Source organism: Actinomadura xylanilytica, from assembly GCF_030283145.1.
In the GTDB taxonomy this organism is placed as follows: domain Bacteria; phylum Actinomycetota; class Actinomycetes; order Streptosporangiales; family Streptosporangiaceae; genus Spirillospora; species Spirillospora xylanilytica.
On the sequence record NZ_JASNWE010000001.1, the window covers coordinates 173,188 to 192,541 of the forward strand.

At 67.3% G+C, this 19,354-nt stretch carries 17 protein-coding genes, 1 tRNA gene and 1 CRISPR repeat array; of the genes, 9 read left to right on the plus strand and 9 right to left on the minus strand.

The annotated features are described in order from the left end of the window. Positions 1-43: 43 nt before the first annotated feature. Positions 44-673, minus strand: a complete 630-nt coding sequence (locus tag QP090_RS00795) for a serine hydrolase (RefSeq protein WP_285936462.1) — start codon at positions 671-673, stop codon at positions 44-46. A 156-nt stretch (positions 674-829) separates the two neighbouring features. On the opposite strand from QP090_RS00795, the gene QP090_RS00800 reads away from it, so the two are divergent. Beyond that, a tRNA-Pro gene (locus QP090_RS00800) sits at positions 830-903 on the plus strand. Positions 904-1,432: 529 nt separating this feature from the next. Then, a complete protein-coding gene (locus QP090_RS00805) occupies positions 1,433-1,684 on the plus strand; it encodes a hypothetical protein (protein ID WP_285936463.1) in 252 nt (83 codons plus the stop codon). A 300-nt stretch (positions 1,685-1,984) separates the two neighbouring features. Here the strand turns inward: QP090_RS00805 and QP090_RS00810 are convergent, their stop codons facing one another. Then, positions 1,985-2,401 (minus strand): hypothetical protein, encoded by a 417-nt coding sequence (locus QP090_RS00810; RefSeq protein WP_285936464.1) that lies wholly within the window; start codon positions 2,399-2,401, stop codon positions 1,985-1,987. 630 nt (positions 2,402-3,031) lie between these two features. Between QP090_RS00810 and QP090_RS00815 the strand changes: the two genes are divergently transcribed. The 7 genes from QP090_RS00815 to QP090_RS00845 all read left to right on the plus strand — a co-directional run bounded on the left by QP090_RS00815 (position 3,032) and on the right by QP090_RS00845 (position 12,393). Then, positions 3,032-4,030 carry a hypothetical protein gene (locus QP090_RS00815; protein ID WP_285936465.1) on the plus strand — a complete coding sequence of 333 codons (999 nt, stop codon included), beginning with the start codon at positions 3,032-3,034 and terminating at the stop codon, positions 4,028-4,030. After that, positions 4,027-5,868 carry a S9 family peptidase gene (locus QP090_RS00820; protein ID WP_285936466.1) on the plus strand — a complete coding sequence of 614 codons (1,842 nt, stop codon included), beginning with the start codon at positions 4,027-4,029 and terminating at the stop codon, positions 5,866-5,868. The genes QP090_RS00815 and QP090_RS00820 overlap by 4 nt, the downstream gene beginning before the upstream one ends. A 54-nt stretch (positions 5,869-5,922) precedes the next feature. After that, positions 5,923-7,176, plus strand: coding sequence for an MFS transporter (locus tag QP090_RS00825; RefSeq protein WP_285936467.1), 1,254 nt, complete (start codon positions 5,923-5,925; stop codon positions 7,174-7,176). A 1,483-nt stretch (positions 7,177-8,659) separates the two neighbouring features. Then, positions 8,660-9,238: a hypothetical protein gene (locus QP090_RS00830; protein WP_285936468.1), complete on the plus strand. Its 579-nt coding sequence runs from the start codon at positions 8,660-8,662 to the stop codon at positions 9,236-9,238. Between the two features lie 260 nt (positions 9,239-9,498). Beyond that, positions 9,499-9,819 (plus strand): hypothetical protein, encoded by a 321-nt coding sequence (locus tag QP090_RS00835; RefSeq protein ID WP_285936469.1) that lies wholly within the window; start codon positions 9,499-9,501, stop codon positions 9,817-9,819. A gap of 81 nt (positions 9,820-9,900) precedes the next feature. After that, the gene (locus QP090_RS00840) at positions 9,901-11,670 is read left to right on the plus strand and encodes a relaxase/mobilization nuclease domain-containing protein (RefSeq protein ID WP_285936470.1); all 1,770 of its coding nucleotides are present in this window, start codon (positions 9,901-9,903) and stop codon (positions 11,668-11,670) included. A gap of 267 nt (positions 11,671-11,937) precedes the next feature. After that, on the plus strand, positions 11,938-12,393 hold the full coding sequence (locus tag QP090_RS00845) for a hypothetical protein (RefSeq protein WP_285936471.1): 456 nt from the start codon (positions 11,938-11,940) through the stop codon (positions 12,391-12,393). Positions 12,394-12,521: 128 nt separating this feature from the next. Next, a CRISPR array of direct repeats spans positions 12,522-14,745; the repeat unit is 29 nt; unit sequence GTTCTCCCCGCGCGAGCGGGGGTGGTCCG. Between the two features lie 32 nt (positions 14,746-14,777). On the opposite strand, the gene QP090_RS00850 is transcribed toward QP090_RS00845, so the two are convergent. The 7 genes from QP090_RS00850 to QP090_RS00880 form a co-directional block, all read right to left on the minus strand. Further along, on the minus strand, positions 14,778-15,242 hold the full coding sequence (locus QP090_RS00850) for an NUDIX hydrolase (RefSeq protein ID WP_285936472.1): 465 nt from the start codon (positions 15,240-15,242) through the stop codon (positions 14,778-14,780). A gap of 7 nt (positions 15,243-15,249) precedes the next feature. Beyond that, positions 15,250-15,855 (minus strand): AAA family ATPase, encoded by a 606-nt coding sequence (locus QP090_RS00855; protein WP_285936473.1) that lies wholly within the window; start codon positions 15,853-15,855, stop codon positions 15,250-15,252. Positions 15,856-15,878: 23 nt separating this feature from the next. Further along, positions 15,879-16,631 (minus strand): hypothetical protein, encoded by a 753-nt coding sequence (locus QP090_RS00860; protein ID WP_285936474.1) that lies wholly within the window; start codon positions 16,629-16,631, stop codon positions 15,879-15,881. Between the two features lie 57 nt (positions 16,632-16,688). Next, the gene (locus QP090_RS00865; protein ID WP_285936475.1) at positions 16,689-17,525 is read right to left on the minus strand and encodes a hypothetical protein; all 837 of its coding nucleotides are present in this window, start codon (positions 17,523-17,525) and stop codon (positions 16,689-16,691) included. Beyond that, positions 17,522-18,499, minus strand: a complete 978-nt coding sequence (locus tag QP090_RS00870; protein ID WP_285936476.1) for a radical SAM protein — start codon at positions 18,497-18,499, stop codon at positions 17,522-17,524. Before QP090_RS00870 ends, QP090_RS00865 begins: the two co-directional genes overlap by 4 nt. 95 nt (positions 18,500-18,594) lie before the next feature. Continuing rightward, entirely contained in the window at positions 18,595-18,774 is a 180-nt protein-coding gene (locus tag QP090_RS00875; RefSeq protein ID WP_285936477.1) for a hypothetical protein, read from the minus strand. After that, a complete protein-coding gene (locus QP090_RS00880) occupies positions 18,767-19,180 on the minus strand; it encodes an ATP-binding protein (RefSeq protein WP_285936478.1) in 414 nt (137 codons plus the stop codon). The genes QP090_RS00875 and QP090_RS00880 overlap by 8 nt, the downstream gene beginning before the upstream one ends. Positions 19,181-19,354: the final 174 nt, after the last annotated feature.

The window sequence follows — 19,354 nt, forward strand, 5'->3', positions numbered from 1 at the left end:
ACCCCGACACGTTCGCAACCGCCAGGTTCCAGCACACCGCCGCCTACCCCGCGGCCCGGTGGACCTGCCGAGTGAGGGTGGTCAACCGGGCCGACGCCGTTCGGAACGACGTCCCCGCCGGATGCAGCGTCAGCACCACCACGATCCGGTCGCCGACCACCCCGCTGGTGTGCAGCACCGGCCGCCCCAGCCCGAGCCCCGGCGCCGCACGCCCGTCCGGCTCCTCCCCGAATCCCGCCCACCCCTGCTTCACCGCCCACGGCCGCCCGAGCGCCCGCGGGATCCCGAACGTCTGGTCGAACCCGTCGCTCCCGCACGGCGTGGCCCTCTCCAGATGCCCCATGACGAGCTCCCGGTCCCGCTCGGACGCCTCGTCCAGCACATACCGATACATGCGCACCACGTCGGCCGCACTGACCGCCGTATACCCCCAGAACCCCGGCCATTCCGCCGGAGGCGGCGCGGTCTCGGCCAACCCCGCCCGCGCCACCATCCGCTCGATGATCTCCCCCTGCCCACCCCGCCGCCACAGCTCGCTGGCCGCCGCGTCATCACTGGACCGCAGCATCGGCCCGAGCAACCCCTCGTCCCGCCCCGACCGCAGATGATCCAGCGCGATCAGGACCTTCACCACCGACGCCGACCGGAACCGCCGACGCTCCCGATACCCCACCAGCGTCTCCCCGGCCCCGCGATCAAAGACCGCATACCCCGCCGACACCCCCTCCACCGGCCTCACCGCCATCCCCACCGGACCTCCAGCCACCAAACCCTGTGCGTACGACCCCGCAGACTGCGCTAGAGTAATCACGCCTGCTGCGGCAGGCACCGGGACGTAGCGCAGTTTGGTAGCGCACTTGACTGGGGGTCAAGGGGTCGTGGGTTCAAATCCCGCCGTCCCGACCGGGTAAGCGCAGGTCAGAGGCCAGTTCTCCATCACGGGGAGCTGGCCTTTCGCTTGTTCGTTAGTCGTTCGTTAGTGGACGAACCCCCGCCACCCGGCCTCCAGAAGGTTCACACAGGACGCCACGACATACACAGGCCCAAGATCCACTCGCCATGTGTTCCAACTCCCAGGCCCGGGCACCCTGCTGCATACCCCCACGACATCAGGCCACACCACCACCAAAGGGCCAGTTTCAACACAAGCCAGCGCAACCGCCGTCCCCGTGCTCACAGCCTCATGCTGACCGCCACTCAGCCAGAGCTACACGCAGGGCAACATCAAAGCGACACTCGTCGGGCAAGGACAGTCCGCGCAAGCCCAGAGTCATCGACGACGACCCGCACATCTCCGCGACCTGGTTCCGCACCCACCGGTGGGCCCCAGCCCGCGACGCAGCCTGGCTCGATTTCAAGCCTCGCATCCACGACCTCCGGCACGCCCACGCCTCGTGGCTCCTGACTTGAGGCGCGGACCTTCAGGTGGCAGGTGGTCAAGGAACGCCTTGGGCACCTCAAGCTCGCGACCACGGGGAAGTACCTCCACAGCCTTCCGACAGCCGATGAGACCGCCCTCTCTGCATTGGGCAAGATCCGTAGCGCTCCGATGGCGAAGGAGCAGGGGGACGACTCCGCAGATCGAGTGGCCGCCAACGCCGAGATCTCCCGGCTGCGTGCCATCATCGCGGATCTGACGATCGCGCAGCACGTCGACCAGGGGCGGAACCTACGCCCCGCGTAATCGACCGAGAGCGCATAAGGGCCAAGGTCGAAGCAGGTCCCGTACCAGGTGTCGCGATCAGCGAGGGGCCGGTTCCAAGTTCACAGGAACCGGCCCCTCGATCTGAGGTGATCCACGAAGTGGTACTCGCTTCGCGGGCCAGTCATGCGTGTAGGCCCTGGTTCCAGCAGTTTCTCTTCCCCACCGTAGTCAGACCGACCGACTTGTCGACCGGCTCGGAAGTGCCCGGCAGCGCATCGCCCGACCTCCGGCGGATGAGTGACAGCACGAGTCGCATCCTTCCCCTTCGGTCAGGTCAGGTCAGGTCAGTGTGGACGCGGAGAAGCCCAATATTCTTGGGCAGAGGACGCTGATCGCCTGACGTACGGAGAGCATGTTGATCGGACAGCGGAGTAGTGGGCGCGGTCCGTCGGCTTCAACGACGTGGGTCGGGCCGTAGGGCCAGGGCCCCGCCAGCAGTGTGGTCAGCCGGTCGCTGGGCCAGAGCCGGATCGTCTCATGCACGACGTCGGCGTCTTCACCAGGCGCGGCAAGCCAGATGATGGTCGGGTCCTCGGCGGTGTGGTGGGTGCTGGCTGTCCTGGCCAGATGTTCGAGGTGCTCGATGGCCTCCTCCAAGCTCGCGGCTGTTTGGAGACGCGAGGTAAGGGGCCCGATCAGTTTGTGGTCGAGCTCGCCGGCGAACAAGCGGTCGAGGTCGGTCTCCGTCGTGATCACCCGGACAGGGGCGGTGGACATCAGGGTCTCGACCAGGACCGCTCGCAGGACGCCGTCGGTACCGGGTCCGATGAATCCTGTTCCCTGTGGGTGTCGGAAGGTTTCCGCGAGCGGTTCTCTGGTCGCCTCTGTCTCGCTCTTGGGCGGGAGCGTGCCGGAGCGGCGGACTGATCTACCGATCCCCCGGCACCCGTCGCGTCCGCGTATGCGGTCCCGGCCCCTCAGGGACGAGACCGGCCTCGGCGTGACCACCAGTAGCGCGAGGACCCTTGCGGAGGCGCGGAGCCTTCGAGAGGCGCCGCGCCTTGGCGCCTGGAGATTCGGTGCGGTCGCGTGTGATCGGTCGGTCATAGCGCCCCCTGGTTCTACGTTGATCGGCGATCAAGATCAAACCGGGAGAACGACTCGGAGCAGGTGAGCGAAACTCATCATGACGAGAAGTGATCGATTCAACGCGAGCCAAGCTCCGCGCCCTGACGCCCCGAAAGCCCGATGGCGTAGCCGAATCGCCTCCAATCCAGTTCCCTGAGGGCAGCGGTGGTGACTTCCGCTCACTGTTACGAAACGCTCACCTAGGGCATGTCACTGTCCGGACTTGAATCGCTACGCTGTGCGTCTGGAGGTGGTTTGGTGAGTGATCCAGCCGAGCAGGTGGCGAGGCGGCTACTGGAAGGCATCGTGCCGGACCACTCCCTCGCCTCCTACTTGCAACTGACGGCACACGGTGCCTGCCTGCGCGAAGAGGCGGCGGACCTGTTGGGAGGTGCTGAGCAAGTGGACGCCTTGCTGGGTGCGGAGTTGGCATATCTGAAGCCCGCCGGGGCCGGGTTGCCACCTTGTGTGGTGCCGGCGCCTCCTGACCTGGCATTGCAGGGCACTCTGGCCGGTCTGTCGCGTCGGTTGGTGGCCGAGCAGGAACGGGTGCTGGACGGGCAGCGGCGGATGGCTGAGACGCCTCCGTCGGCTGGAGCGTCCGCGGACGGGCATGTGGACCGGCTGGTGCGAATCCTCACGGATCGCTCGGAGATCAGCGAAACCGCACGTGGACTGCTCAGCGCGGTCCGGCGGGACTGGCTGACGCTGGAGAACCACATGGTCGAGAGGCCGCTGGACGAATCGGCCGCGATGCCGCCCCCGCCATCGCTCGACGACCGGGTCAGGTGCCGGACGATCTACGAGGCCGCCTGCACGGAGAGTCCACTCGGGGCCCGGCTCATCGAGATCAACGCTCGGGCAGGGGAGGAGGCCCGGTTCGTTCCGAGGATCGGGATGAAGGCGAAGATCGCCGACGAGGCGATCGCGATGGTCCCGCTGACACCGACGGGAGCCTCAGGCGCACTGCTGATCCGGTCGTCGGTCATCGTCGGAGCACTGCGCGAGTACTTCGAACTGCTCTGGGAACGCGCGATCCCCATCGGCGCCGCACATGCCGGGACACCCTTGTCGCCCGTCCAGACGGTGATCCTCAACCTACTCGCCCAGGGCATATCGGACGAGTCCATCGCGCGACAGGTCAGTATGGCCGTTCCGACGGTGCGGCGGCACATCGGAGTCATCCGCGAACACCTCGGGGCGGAGACCCGTTTCGCGGCCGGAGCCGCCGCTGTCCGGCGCGGCTGGGTCAAGTGACCAGCGAGAACACGGAGAGCAGAACTGTGCACGAGTATCCGGACTTCGTCCCCCGCCAGCGCTTTCAGCCCACCCTCGCGCTCTCACCCGACGCGCAGACGGTCGCCTACTCCAGCAATGCCGGGGGGAACTTCGACCTGTGGGTCGTCCCGAGTGCCGGCGGTGAAGCACGACAGGTGACCCGCCTCACCGATCAGACGGTGCGGAGGATCGCGTGGGCGCCGGCCGGGAAGAGTCTGGTGTTCGCCGCCGACCGTGAGGGAGACGAGCAGTATCGGCTCTACCGGGTCGGACTCGATGACGAGACTCCAACAGAACTCGCACCGGGCCCGGACTGCCAGCGGGTACTGGCCTTCGATCCTTTCGACGAGTCCGGCCGTTTCTTGGTCTACGCCGCCAACGATCGTGATCTGACCGTTCAGGACCTCCTCGTACGTGACCTGAGCGACGACGTCGAACGCCGGATCGTCCCGCCGCAAGGCGTGATATTCGAACCGGCGGGGATCTCTCCGGACGGCCGCTGGGTCCTGACCGCGGGATTCCGTACCAACAGCGATATCGCCGCATACCTGGTCGACCTCACCGACCCGGATTCGACCGCCGTCTGCGTGACGGCCGAGCACGGGCGGGGCCTTTTCATCCCCGGCCCCTGGGCGCCGGACTCGACCGGGTTCTATCTGCGCACCGATGTGTGGGGCGAGTTCACCTGCGCCGCCCGCTACTCACTGCTCGAAGGCGCCCTGGAGCCGGTCGCCCAGCACGACTGGGACGTCGAGCACGTCGATGCGGCGGGCGAGACACTCCTCTGGTCGGTCAACGAGGGCGGACGATCCATTCTGCACGCCCGCAGGCGGGACGCCGATCTTGCGTTCCCCGCACTCCCCCAGGGCGTGATCACCAGCGTCGCCCTCGCTGCCTCCGGCGACCTAATCGTCGTGCTGATCGACTCAGCCACCCGTCCCAGCGAGATCGGGGTCCTCGGCCCTGCCGCGGGCTTTCGGTACCTCACCGACGCCACACCGGCCGCGTTCCACGTCGTCGACCCTGTGGAACCCGAGGTGATCACCTATCCGGCGTCCGGCGGACGCCAGGTCCCCGCGCTGTTCTACCGCCCCAGGACACCGGGCCCGCATCCTGTCCTGCTGTCGATTCACGGCGGCCCGGAACGGCAGGAACGCCCGGTTTACGTGTGCTCCGGCCTCTACCAGTACCTGCTCGCCCAAGGCATCGCGATTTTCGCGCCCAACATCGCCGGTTCCACCGGCTACGGGATCACCCATCAGAGCCTCATCCACCGCGACTGGGGCGGCATCGACCTGGACGACCTCGGCCATGCCCTCCGCCACCTCCACACCGACCCCGGCATCGACGCCGACCGCATCGCCGTCATGGGCGGTTCCTACGGAGGATTCGCCGCCCTGTCCTGCCTGGCCCGCCTACCTCACTCGTGGATCGCCGGCGTCTCCCTGTGCGGGCCGACCAATCTCGTCACCCTCGCCCGCGCCTGCCCACCCACCTGGAAGGCCTACGTCGCCGCAGTTCTCGGAGACCCCGACGCCGACACCGCCCACCTCACAGAGAACTCGCCCATCACCCACGCCGACGTGGTCAGCACACCTCTGTTCATCCTCCAAGGCGCCCGCGACCCCCGCGTACCGAAAACCGAATCCGACCACTTCGTCACCCGCCTCCGTGACCGGGGCGTCGACGCGCGCTACGACGTCTACCCCGACGAGGGCCACGGATTCACCAACCGGAACAACGAACTCAAGGCATACGGAGACATCGCCCAGTTCTTGAGTGGCCACCTATCTCTCAATAGCGCCGAGCGGCCATAGATATCAACTTCGCCAGTCGGTAATCAAGTGCGCTCAACGAATAGGTGATAATTGATGCCTGGCGCCACATCCCCCTGGCCGTTGCTCAAGGACCCAACGGTCGCGCCACTGTTCCTCGCGCGCCTCGTCTCGTGCGCCGGCGTGGGGTTCGGGCAAATTGCGCTCGCCTGGGGCGTCATGGACATGGGGTACGGTGCACGCGGTCTATCGATCGTCCTGGCCTGCAACTCGATCCCTGCCCTGCTCATCATCTTCGGCGGGATCGCCGGTGACCGCTTCCCAAGACACCAAGTCCTCGTGGTGGCAGAGATCATCGCGTTCACGGCATGGCTTGTCCTGGGCATATCATTCGCTACGAACCAGGCGCCTTTCTCCTTCATCTGTGTCCTCGCCACCATTGCAGGTATCGCTCTGGCGATATTCCTCCCGACCATCCGTGGAATTATCGCCGATCTCCTCCCGAGCGAGAATCGCCCAGCCGGCAATGCCCTGATCGACCAGACCCAATCAGCCGGTCTCCTCATCGGTCTGCTCACATCCGGACTGCTGGTAGCGACCGCCGGCCCCGGCTGGGCTGCCTCCGCACGGGGAATTCTCTGCGGCATCGGAGCCATCCTCCTCAGCCGACTCAACACACAACGTCCGCAGCAGACCACCGGGCTCCAACGAGAGCTTTGCGAAGGATGGCAAGAATTTCTGACGTATCCCTGGGTCTGGATCATGACCCTGCATTACACCGCCGTCACCATCGCCCTGGTCTGCTACCTGAAGATCGCCGGCCCCCTGTACACATCTCATGGAAACGGCGGCGCATGGGCTTGGGGGGTCATCAACTCCTGCGAAGCACTAGGAGCCCTCTTAGGGGGACTGGTCGGTGCGCTCTGGAGGCCATCTCGCGCGATCTTCATAGCCGCGTTCACCCTAGTGTTCGCGTCGCTCCCCATGTTGTTGATGGGAAGCGGTTCACCATGGCCGCTCCTAGCACTGATCACCGTCATCTCCGGGGTGTCTCAGGCCATCTACTACGTCTTCTGGACAACCACACTCCAAGAGACATTTCCATCAGAAGTCCTGGCTCGCGTGAACGGATGGAACATCATCGCCAGCTGTGTACTCATGCCTGTCACCCTGCTGACGGCCGGCCCGCTGGTAAAATCATTCGGCCCGGAGATAGTCGCCCTCACCTCCGGCTGCCTCATCATCATCGCCACACTGACGACACTTATATTCCTACGCTCGACTCTCCGCACCCCGACCGCACCCAAGACTTATCGAGAGCAACTGCAATCGCTCTCCTCATCTCCCTGATGTCACCACATTCACGTTCTTGATGCTGTGCGGTCACTGGGCGGACCTGGCGTGGACGCCGGAGACAGCGCTCACCCGCAGGCTCGGACTGAGATCAGCAAATTCGGGTTTGCTACCATCACCCTCGTAACACCCCCTACGAACATTAGGCCGAGAACACCTGAGACTTGCTCGGCGACCCGTGCAAATCAGCCTTTTCACATGCGGAAATGTTCGAAATCAGCGACTTCATGAATCCGAGCCTATAGATCCAGGAAATTCCATCGTTTACTCTGTTCGCGTGCAGCCAATCTGGCTCAATCTCCGTGAATAGGCAGCGGTCTGCAGCAGGTAGCCGATGCCATTTACTCATAGGCGACGCGAACGTGAAGCATGCGCGGTGCCTCAGGGCGGTAGCTGGGCTGCAGCATCAGGATCTGGCCACGTGCGGGCGAGGTAGATCTGATCTATGAGGCCAACAAGGCGACGCAGGTGTTTCTTGGCTTCCCAAGGAAGGCAAGTGATCGCTTCCTCTAGCACGTCCCGGGGATAGTCTCCGCAGCAGGCCAGCTCCCCACAGTGGTCAGCCGACTTGGTAAGCCCAGACCTGGCCAGACGTTCCCAGTCACGTAGCGCTCGACCGATGGTGCCGGGAGACAGCCTGCGGTGTTCGACCTCTGTGATGGCTATCAGGACCCTTGCCGGCACCCCGTGAACATGATGAAGAGCTGCATGATGGGACGTACAGAGAGCCGAATCCGACCGGACGTTCATCGGCCGTCTACGCGGCATCGGCCCTTCGTGAAGTGATCATCCACCAGATTGTGGCATACGACCACTCCCGTGCCTACTGCCCGATCGACACAATTCCTGAGAACGAACCAGATCCCGCTCAGGCAGGATGAAAGACGCGTTTGCGCAGGAGCGGGGGACCCCGATCTGCCTAACACCTGGCACCTGGGAGCGAGCACCGACTACCGGATCGAACTCGCTGCCCGCAGGGTCCTAGTCATCGGCACAGCCGAGATCCTCAACGGCTGAGACGTGTCTGTCGACGTGCTCAACGAGGCGATGCTCAAGCACGGGCCAGACGATCCGACGTGGCGGAACGTCGAACTGACCGGCCCCCCTGGCCGAGCGTTCTAGCGGCGGTCGGCGAGGCTCCACGCACGGTGGCGGGGCCTCCACCAGGCGCCCAGCGACAACGTTGCTGACTCTCATCGACATCACGGTCTCCACAGCAACGGCAATCGTCGCTCGAACCAGCGCACAACGTTCCTGCGTCTCGCGGTCACAGCCAGCCGTTGGTCTCTCGCTGGCATGTGAGGGCGGAATGGAATTTCAGACACGCCGCTGGTGACGGTGGCGTCAGCTTAGGTGCGCGTACAGTATGGAGCGCAAACAGCCTTAGACAACGCCAGACGTCGCCAGAAGCTGTTCGGAGTTGCGAGAGAAGGGAGACCACACATGGTCAGACTGCAGGTTGAACCCGGAGGGCGTCCACATGGACGATCGTCAGACAGGCATCGACGAGAACGTAGAGCGGGTTGCCGCTGAACTGCGCGAGAGCGTTCGCGCGCTGAATCACTTGACCGCTGGTCCGCCTGGGTTGACGCGGCCCAGCACGGTGTACACGGCCCTGGGGAGCCTGACCGAGGCGGCCTACGGTCTTGCTCAGGCCTCTGAGCAGTTCGACCGCTTTCTCGATGCGGAGCTTTCGGCGGGAAGGCTCGGGCACGACCGCGGCGAGAAGGACCTGGTGCCGGCCATGCTGCGCGCGCATGACGCGTTGGCCGAAGCTGGGGAGCGGACGTCCGAACTCAGCAATTCCTTCGCGCGTGCCCAGGTCGCGCTCAACGCCATCCGCCCACGCACAGCCGACGCGGACGTGGCTTCACAGATCTCCAGGGAGGTTGAAGCGGCGGCAGTCGATCAGCCCCGTCCCACCGTCACCGAGGCACCGGCGGCCGGGGCGGACTTCCCGGTCGGGATCGATGACGCTCTCCGAGCCGGCCGAGTAGGGCAGGACTCTCCGGACAAGCACCCAGACCAGCGGTCCCAGGGATCCCGCCGCACTCCCTGAACTGTCGACGGTCCCTTGACCCGCGCTGGCTGGAGCTTCCTCACCGGAGCTCCGCTGGCGCGGGGCAAGAAATGGAAATCGTGTGCTTATGCCGCCGGACCGGGGCGCGTGTCCAGCGGTGCGGGTGGGATCGGGCGCGATCTGGAAGGGGGCCTGTGGCCGGAACCGGTGGGAGCGAAGCAGGTCGGGCGGGGAGAGGCACGCGGCGGAATCGCCGAGCGCATCATGTCTCTCGGCGGGGCCGTGCAGTGAGGTTCGCATTGTCAGACGAGGAGTATGCGATCGTGTCCGCTGCTGCGGAGCGGGAGTACCTGGCCAACGGCGCGTATGCGGCGTTGGTGGTGCTGGCTGCTGCGCGTGGTTCGGCGAGGCCTGAGCATGCGGTGCTGCGGGAACTGCTCGCTTCGGTGATGCATGCGTCGGGGCAGGTTCGGCGGATCGGGGTGAACCTCAACCAGTCCGTGGCCGCCTTGCACTCGGGTGAACTGTCGGCCCGGCTGGAGTGGTACGCGAGCGCCGCTGCCCGGAGCGTGGCCAAACTCGACGATCTCGCGGACGAGGTGCGGGCGCGCCTTGGGTGACGGGTTCGCATGGGCGTTCGCCTACCTGCACTCCGCTGCGTCGGTGGTTGGTTGATCGGGAAGGTGTTGCGGGGCGTCCGAGTGCAGGGGCTCGTCCGCTACCTGTACGGGCCCGGGGACACCGGCGAGCACCGCGATCCGCACATCGTTGCGGGGTTCTGGACCCCTGCAGAGCTGGAGCCTGCCCTGCTGGAGGACGGTCGGCGGGACTTCCGCAGGCTGGACGGGCTGCTGAGTCAGCCATTGGCGTTGCTCGGAGACCGGAACTACCGCAAGCCCGTCTGGCATCTACCGGTGCGCGCCGCACCCGAGGACCCGATCCTGACCGATGGCCAGTGGGCCGAGATCGCGCGGGAGATCATGGCGCGAACCGGCCTGGCCGCCGACGGAGACGACGACGCCGTCCGGTGGATCGCGGTCCGCCACGCCGACGACCACATCCACGTCGTAGCCACGCTCGCCCGCACCGACGGTGTCCGCCCGGAGATTTGGAACGACGGCTATCGGGTCCGTGACGCCTGCCGCGCGGTCGAGGAGCGGTACGGGCTTCGGCGGACGGCGCCGGCCGACCGGACGGCGGCCCGGCGCCCCAAGCGTGGGGAGAACGAGAAGGCCCACCGGTACGGGCGGGACGAAGCACCGCGGACGATCCTTCGGCGCCACGTCCAGACCGCAGCCGCCGGTGCTCGGACCGAGGAAGGGTTCTTCACCGGCCTCAAAGCGGAAGGGGCCCTGGTCCGCCGGCGCTACAGCTCGCATGATCCGTCCGAGGTCACCGGTTACGCCGTCGCGCTGGCGGACGACCTGAACCCTGCCGGGGAGCCGGTCTGGTTCGGCGGCGGGAACCTCGCGGCCGATCTCACCTTGCCGAAACTGCGTCGCCGGTGGGCCCCGCCATCCACGCATAGCTCCAGCAGCCGTCCGGTTTCTGGACGGCACTTGTCCGGCACGTCCGCTCGCGCGTATCTGCGGACGGTCGTCCGGGAGGCGGCGGACGGGTCACGGACGGCGGACGAGTTTCTCGGACGGCTGGAAGCGGCAGGCATCCTGGTCCGCCGTCGCTTCAGCCACATCGATCCCGAACAGCTCACCGGCTACGCCGTCGCGCTGCCCGACCAGCCCGAGTCCGACCACACTGCCCTCTGGTACGGCGGAGGCCGCCTGGCCCCCAACCTCACACTGCCCCGACTTCACCAACGCTGGAACACCGACCCGTCCAGCACAAGCGAAGCAGACCTTACCTCCGAGGAACGCCAAGCGTTCTACGACGACGCCGCCCGCGCGGCCTCGTTCGCCACCGCGCAGATCCGCCGCCACACGGTGACCGACCCGCACGCCGCCCAAGACGCCTGCTGGGCCGCATCCGACCTCCTGCACGTCGCAGCCAAAGCGACCGGCAATCCGCATCTGCGACGCGCCGCCGACGCCTACGACCGCGCCGCCCGCGCCCCCTACGGCCGCACTCCCCAGCCCACCCCCGCCGGGAACGGCTTGCGCACCAGCGCCAGGCTCCTGGCCATCGCCGGACGCATCACCACCCCCGCCACCGCGGCGACCATGGTCCTTGTCACCACCCTGATCACCCTGCTCGAAACCATCGCCCAACACCACGCCACCCACCAACGACAACCACAACAAGCCGCCACCCGCACAGCCGCCCGTCACCTGAGCGACCTCACCCAGGCCCCGGCGGGCACCCCAACCTGGCTCTCCAACCCCGCACAGGCCCCCAGCCCGATGCAGCTCGCGATGGCGGACTTCCCGGCCCCATGGGCCCCCGCGCACACGACCAGCACTGCGCGGACAACAGGCCCCAAACCCGGCACAGCGCCAAGGCGTAAGCCCGGCTGAGCAACCGCTCCATCGCCAGCACATTCGGACGTCGACCACTCCGAAGAACCGACGGCCACCCATCAAGGATCTGGGCCGCGTTGCCCCCCCGGTAGCAGCCTCGTGGCTCGCTGAGCTTCACATCCTCACAAGATGAGGCGTCCACCAGGCGCGTCCACTGAACGACTCTCATCCATCAACTAAAGTTTGTGGTCCGGCATTGTGTTGCCCGGCCGAGGGCACCTATCGGCGTGAGCAGCCGTATCTCAGAGAATCGGGTGGACGAGCATGACATCGATTGCAGAGGTCCCGCCCTCCGCCGCACTGGCGGACAAGGTCGAATGGCTGATCCAGAACATGTGGCCAGCCGGCGCCCCCGCAGCACGCAGCAACCTGGAGGCCGCAGCCGCCATCGCCGACACCACCGGCGAGGACATCTCCTCCACCACCATCTGGAAACTCCGCACCGGCCGCCAGGACAACCCCCAGATGAAGACCCTCACCGCCCTGGCCACCTTCTTCCACATCCCCTTCGGCTATTTCGGCTTCCCCACCGAAGCCACCCCGATCGAAGAAGACCTGACCTTCACGGCCCTACGCCACCACGTCCAGAACGGGACCGTCCGCCACGACGTACTGCGAGCCCTCCTCGACCTCACCCCACACACCCGCGCCATCGTCGACGAGATGATCCTCTCTGCCGCCCGATCCGACCAGGCACCTCGCACCCCACCTGGCGACTGAGACATCCATATATCCGCCACCAACAAAACCACCCGAGCACGTAGGCTCAACCCGTGCCACACCACCACGAACCAATCCGGCCAGGTCTCAAAACGGTAACGCACCTCTAAAGCTGCAGGTCGCGAAGTGTTCTCCCCGCGCGAGCGGGGGTGGTCCGTTCTACGAGTCGGCGGTGCTCGGGGCTGACCCGTTCTCCCCGCGCGAGCGGGGGTGGTCCCCGTGGGAGAACTTGGCCGGGTCGTTGAAGGCGGTTCTCCCCGCGCGAGCGGGGGTGGTCCGAAGGACCACGCCGCTCGCGCGTGGCGGCTACGGTTCTCCCCGCGCGAGCGGGGGTGGTCCGAGAAAGGGCATGTCGTGGGTCTCATCATCTTCGTTCTCCCCGCGCGAGCGGGGGTGGTCCGTACGGGGACATTGTCAGGCGAATGGAGGCGGAGTTCTCCCCGCGCGAGCGGGGGTGGTCCGATGATCCCGGACATGATGTCCTGTGAGGCCACGTTCTCCCCGCGCGAGCGGGGGTGGTCCGTCCACCAACATGTTGTAGAACTCCGTGAGAACGTTCTCCCCGCGCGAGCGGGGGTGGTCCGGTCGGCGCCGAGTCGCTCGGCGAGACGGCCGGGTTCTCCCCGCGCGAGCGGGGGTGGTCCGCTGGGCGCCGGGACGGGACGGTCAACGCCCGGGTTCTCCCCGCGCGAGCGGGGGTGGTCCGTCGGCGTCCGCGATCGCCTTCGGGACCGGGCCGTTCTCCCCGCGCGAGCGGGGGTGGTCCGCGGCGGGGACCGACCTGGTGCCGGTCCGCGCCGTTCTCCCCGCGCGAGCGGGGGTGGTCCGCGCGCAGGCGCGCGCGAGGCTAGCGGAGCGTCGTTCTCCCCGCGCGAGCGGGGGTGGTCCGGCTGTGGCGCGGTCGAAGGGTGAAGAGGGCATGTTCTCCCCGCGCGAGCGGGGGTGGTCCGTGGATATCGAGGGGCCATAGCTCAGTTGGCAGGTTCTCCCCGCGCGAGCGGGGGTGGTCCGCCTTGTTTGCGGCGGCGGCCTTCGCGCCGCCCGTTCTCCCCGCGCGAGCGGGGGTGGTCCGCTCACGATGCGCACGTCCACGGTCATGTCGTTGTTCTCCCCGCGCGAGCGGGGGTGGTCCGACCGAGCAGCAGGCCGGCGTGGACGAAGAGGAGTTCTCCCCGCGCGAGCGGGGGTGGTCCGATCACCTGCGAGGCGGACCAGACACCGTTCGCGTTCTCCCCGCGCGAGCGGGGGTGGTCCGCGGCAGGCCGTCGCCTACGAGGTGCTCAGGTCGTTCTCCCCGCGCGAGCGGGGGTGGTCCGGATGTGCTCGCGGCGCAGCGCGCGGCGGTCGAGTTCTCCCCGCGCGAGCGGGGGTGGTCCGCCCCACCTGACCGTCCTGAGAGCCGTCCTCATGTTCTCCCCGCGCGAGCGGGGGTGGTCCGGGAGCAACTGATCATGGGTGGGTTCCTCGACCGTTCTCCCCGCGCGAGCGGGGGTGGTCCGGCCGAGGAGACGGCGTTTAGCAACACGAGGTAGTTCTCCCCGCGCGAGCGGGGGTGGTCCGTTCGGGCATCCCCGGCGGGATGGGCGCTCCTGGTTCTCCCCGCGCGAGCGGGGGTGGTCCGACGCGGCGCCCGCGCACGGGGACGATGCCGCGGTTCTCCCCGCGCGAGCGGGGGTGGTCCGGCACTGGATCGCCTGGAGGACTGCGGGTTAGGGTTCTCCCCGCGCGAGCGGGGGTGGTCCGAGTTCATCCGCGCGCACGGCACTCTCTACCTCGTTCTCCCCGCGCGAGCGGAGGTGGTCCGCTCGGGCAGGAACACGAGATTCGGCCGTTCCCATTCTCCCCGCGCGAGCGGGGGTGGTCCGTGGCGTTCGTTGGCGGACTCGTCGTTCTCGCCGTTCTCCCCGCGCGAGCGGGGGTGGTCCGCTAGTGCTCCCGGATCTGCCCGAGCTGGAGGAGTTCTCCCCGCGCGAGCGGGGGTGGTCCGGTCATCCGGGGCACGGTGGACCGGACCCGGGAGTTCTCCCCGCGCGAGCGGGGGTGGTCCGAGGCGCGCGCAGGAATGCGAGAGCGTTTCGCGGTTCTCCCCGCGCGAGCGGGGGTGGTCCGGCGCGCGGGGAGGACCCGCCCTCCTACCGCCGGTTCTCCCCGCGCGAGCGGGGGTGGTCCGCGTAGCGATCACCGGAGGTGCAGGGCGTGGTGTTCTCCCCGCGCGAGCGGGGGTGGTCCGGGTAGGGAGTGTGGCGCGGGTCGTGTTCTCGGGTTCTCCCCACGCGAGCGGGGGTGGTCCGGGCCGTCGGAGTGCCACCCCGGAGCGGCTCCAGTTCTCCCCGCGCGAGCGGGGGCGGTCCGCTCTTCATTTTGGGTCTCTAGGAAAGGGACCGTTAGCGCCAGCCGACTGTGCTGAACGGGACACCCCGGCGGTAAGCCGCCAGCCCTTCCACGGTGTAGGGATAGGTGCCCTCTGGGAGAGCCTCAAGCGGGAACCATCCGATCGCCGAGCACTTGTGCGGCTCGGCGTTGTAGGGCTCACCCTTCCACTGCCGTGCGGCGAAGAACACTCCCACCCGGGCGTCGCCGAGACGGTTGCGGTAGTGGATCAGATGGGCGAACCCGAGGTCGGACTCAGCGATGTGGACGCCGATCTCTTCCCGTCCCTCACGGACAGCGGCGTGGGTGATCGTCTCGTCGGCTTCGAGCTTGCCGCTGGGCAAGTTCCAGCAGCCGTCGGCGTACCCGGTCCCCTCGCGCTGGGCGAGCAGCACCTTGCCGTCGCGGACCAGGATCAGCAGGGCGTCCACGATCGAGGTGTACGGAGCCGGCTTGGCCTGTGCGTTGGCTGGGGTCATAGGCCGGTCAGGTTAGCGTGCTGATCAGGCCCTCCGTCGCCAGACGCGCAGAAATCCACTCGACGCGGGCCGCGGTTTTTCGTCCCGGGGGAATGACGATCGGGTTGAGCCCTGCGGCTTTCAGTTCGGCGCGTAGCAGTTCGTCGAGCTCGTCTTGCTGGTCGGCGACCTTGTCTCTGAAGCGGTCGCCGTGCTGGCGGGGGTTGAAGGTGTCGACGGGGTAGAAGACCGCGTCGTACAGGTGTGAGGTGGCGCGGCAGAGGTTGGTCATGGCCTCCAGGACGTCCCTGTCTTTGGGGGGCAGGAGCATCCGGGCGTAGGCGACGACATTGATCAGGGTCTTGTCGCAGATGAGAAGGTGGTGGTGGCGGGCGGCGCGGAGCTGCGCGGTGAGCTGCGCGCCAAGCGCATCCAGCTCGGCCACGACGTCGAAGGTGCCGACGTGGTGGAGAACGATCTCCTCCATGAACGGGCTGATGCGCGCGGGTTCACCAGTGCAGGTGACGTGGATGCCGCGTTCGCGGTAGTGGCTGGTGAGGGCGTGGACGAGCGTGGTCTTGCCGGTGGCGTGCGTTCCTTCGACGGCGATGACCGTGCAGTCGCGTATCGACACAGGGCCTCACAGGGGGCGCGGGCTCACAGGAGCGCTTGGAAGGTGGGGGACTTCGGCCAGTCGATGCCGTGGCCGGTGAGCTGGTCGTGCAGGATGCGGTTGACATTGACAGTGCCGGTCCAGTGCAGACGACCGGTTGCGCGTGCGGCGACGTAGGCGGCCGATAGTCCGTGACGCAGATTCAGCACGGTGATGCGTTCGCGCGCTTCGGGGTCCTGGTCGCCGAGCCATCCGTCGCGGTGCAGGGCGGTCATGGACTGCCGGGCCAACTCGGGCTGGGTGACGTCGAGGGCCAGTTCGCCGCAGACGTCCACCAAGCGGCGGCTGGTCCCGGCCAGCACATTGCCGACGTCGTAGCGGGAGTCCACCACCGTTCGTTTCGCCAGGGCGGGGGTGTTCTTGCGGTCGTGCCAGCGCTCCCGTAGTGCCTGGACCGACGCGAGTGGCCGCTCGCTGGCGTTGCGCAGAATCGCTAGATCGCTGGAGACCTGGTGCCCGATGATGAGGTCGGCCTTCTCCAGCATCGTCGTGATCGCCTGGTCCGCCGAGTGGATCAGCTCCTGTGTCTGCCCGGGACCGGATACGTAGAAGCTGGTGAACGCGAACTCCTCCGGCGGTGGGCTGGGCGTCTTCGGCAGGTGCAGCCAAGTGATCGACCAGCAGAACGGAACGTTGCCATCCGGGATTCGGTAGTTCTTGGTCCACTCCACGTCCAGCGAGGCGGCCAGTAGGTGACCGTCTCGCTGGACGGTAGCGGGCGTGCGGTAGGTGATCACGTCAGGGCACCTTGTTGGAGGAGCGGGGCTTCATCGGGAGGAACACCGGTTCTTCGTTCATGGGGACGCCATCGAGTGAAACCGCTGAGTGGGGAAGCAGTCTCCCGCGTTGGTCTCAAGCACCACTCCGACATCGAGGTCCTGCGGCCACTCGTACAGCCCCAGGTGCCGCGCGGCGATCAGTGCGGAGGCGAGGGCACGTTCGACCGCGCACACGGCGAGCCATTCCAGCGTCACACGCCGGTGGCCGCACTGTCCGGTGAGCGTGTCCAGGGTGAGATGCGGCTTGATGGTCCGCGAGAAGTACCCGAGCGTCAGCCCCGCGGCCTTGGCCTGTCGCTGAAGGTGTTCAGTGTCTGTGCTGCTGAGGCCGTCGCCGGGAAGGTCGTGGGCGGCGTCAACGAAGGTGGTTTCACCGCGCAGGCGACCGCTGCGGTGCGGCCACTCGGCGATGAGGGCGTGGACGCCCCGCCCGAACTCGTTGTCGCCCCGCGGCGCGTCCGGACGCACGGCGGTGCTCGCCGCCCGGAGCACGTCCAGGTCGGGCAGGAGTCCGTAACCGATCAAGAACTGCGCGAGCCGCCGAGCGCGCAACAGGTCCAGGTCCGCGAGGCGCACCAGCTCGGCGGTCTCGTCAGGGGTGAGCGCGGCCAGCGCGCGGAATCCGAGCTTCATGCGATTGCTGGCGTTCTCGGCCTTGCTGCGGTGCAGCCGCAGGTACACGACGGCATAGGAGACGGGAACGGAGCGGCCGTCGCTGTCGCGGGCGCTGCAGGTCGCCGTTGACGTCAGCAAGCGCCGCTTCGTGCGCGACGTCTGCCCGGACCCGTAGGGGTCCTCGGGCCAGCACATGTTGGTGAACCCGCCGTTCGGCACGTCCGCGGGCTCGATCATCGGTCGCCCCTCGCGCAGGTCATGATGCTGTCACCGAGGTACTTGCGGACGTGGTTCTCCTTGTAGGGGTACCGCTGCCAGATGTCGGTGATCGGTTCGTGGAACACGTTGCCCAGCGGCATCCACAGGTCCGGCTGGTTGTAGACGGGCCAGGCGCGGGTGACGCCGTTGGGCTCGATGACGAGCATGTGCCCCTCGGTCTCGGCGGTCCAGGGCGTCATCCGCACCGCGGGGGTCCATGCGTGGGTGGTGCGCAGTTCCATGAGCCGGGCGAAGTGGTCGCGGGCCTCTTCCACGGTGATGAACTCGTTCTCGGGCAAGTCGAGGGCGTTGCCCTTGCGCAGGGGGAGGATCAGCTTGAGCTTGCCCACGTCCAGGACGTCGGCGATCTGCAGCAGGTAAGGCAGGCCGTGAAGGACGGAGCGCAGCGCCACCGTGGAGAAGGAGATCGGGATGCCTGCCTCACGGAAGGCGTTGACGCCGGTCATGACCTTGTCGTAGTCGCCGCGGACGCGCTGGAAGGTCGAGCGCGGTCCGTCGAAGCCGATGTTGGCGAAGGCGATCTTCCCGGCGAGCTTGGGCGCGACGTCCACGCCGCGGGTCGCGTTGGTCGGCAGGCCGATGATGAAGCCGTCGGTGAAGATCTCGACGATGTCGGTCAGGTCGCGGCGAAGGAGCGGTTCGCCGCCGGACAGGAACACGCGCTGGACGCCGGCGAGATTGCTCGCGGCGCTCTCTAGGTCGGCCAGCGTCGGGTCGCGCATCTGCATCGTCTCGGAGCAGAAGTTGCAGTCGAAGTCGCATCGCTTGGTGATCTGGAGGATGACCGACATCGGCGCGGTGGCCTGGTCGACGAGAGCGGCGAGGTCGGCGTCCGGGGAGAGCGTGAAGTGGTGGCCGTCGGTGAAGCGGATGGGGCCGGTGTGCTCGGCGGTGTTGCGTGCGGGGATGGGAGGCATTCCAAGCGTCGTCATCAGGGCACTCCAAGGTGTGGTGGCCTCCGGGCGGCGGCGGGGTGTAGGGACCGGCGAGGTGTAGCCGGCCGCCGCCCGGTGGATTCCGTGGGGACCTACTCCTCCTCGTTGAGTTCTTCGATGTTGAGCTCGGCCATGGCGCGGATGACCTTGATGGCGTCGGGCAATAGGCCCTGCTGCGCCATCGCCTGCTCGTAGGCGCCGTGCGCGACGTCCAGCGCGGCATGGACGGGTATCGGGGGTGGGTCGTTGATGTGGGCACACTGTTCAGGCATGAGGCACCTCCAGCACCGCGAACACCCACTTGCCCGTGCCTGCCGGCCGCCAGCCGTAGTGGGCCGCCAGCTCATCCACGATGAGCAATCCGCGTCCGTCCTCTGCTTGCAGGTCCAGTGGCCTGCGGCGCGGCGGCTCAGGAGCTGGATCCCAGACCTCGATCGTCAGGGTGCCGATGACTTCCTCGCAGATCCGGACCTTGAAGGCGCGGTGCTTCCGGGCGTTGATCGCGTTGGTGACCAACTCCGAGATCACCAGGAGGAAGTTGCCGGCCTGCTCCTCGCTGAGGCCCCAGGTGATGAGGGCGCGGGCGGCGGCGTGGCGCGCGATGCCGGCCGCCGCGGGCGTCGACAGAAACTCGCGCTCCATCAGGAACTCTTGAGTCTCTTGCGCTGCTGCGGTCATCGGTGGCTCCCACATCGCAACCCGGGGCGTCCTGCCGCCACCTGAAGGCGGAGCGAACGTCTGTGTCACCTGACACTGACGCCGAGTGGGCCGGGCGGGCTACAGGTTTGACTGTCTTTGACTCCGCCTGCTCGCAGCCGCGGTCAAAGACCGTCAAAGGTCCGCAGCGCTACA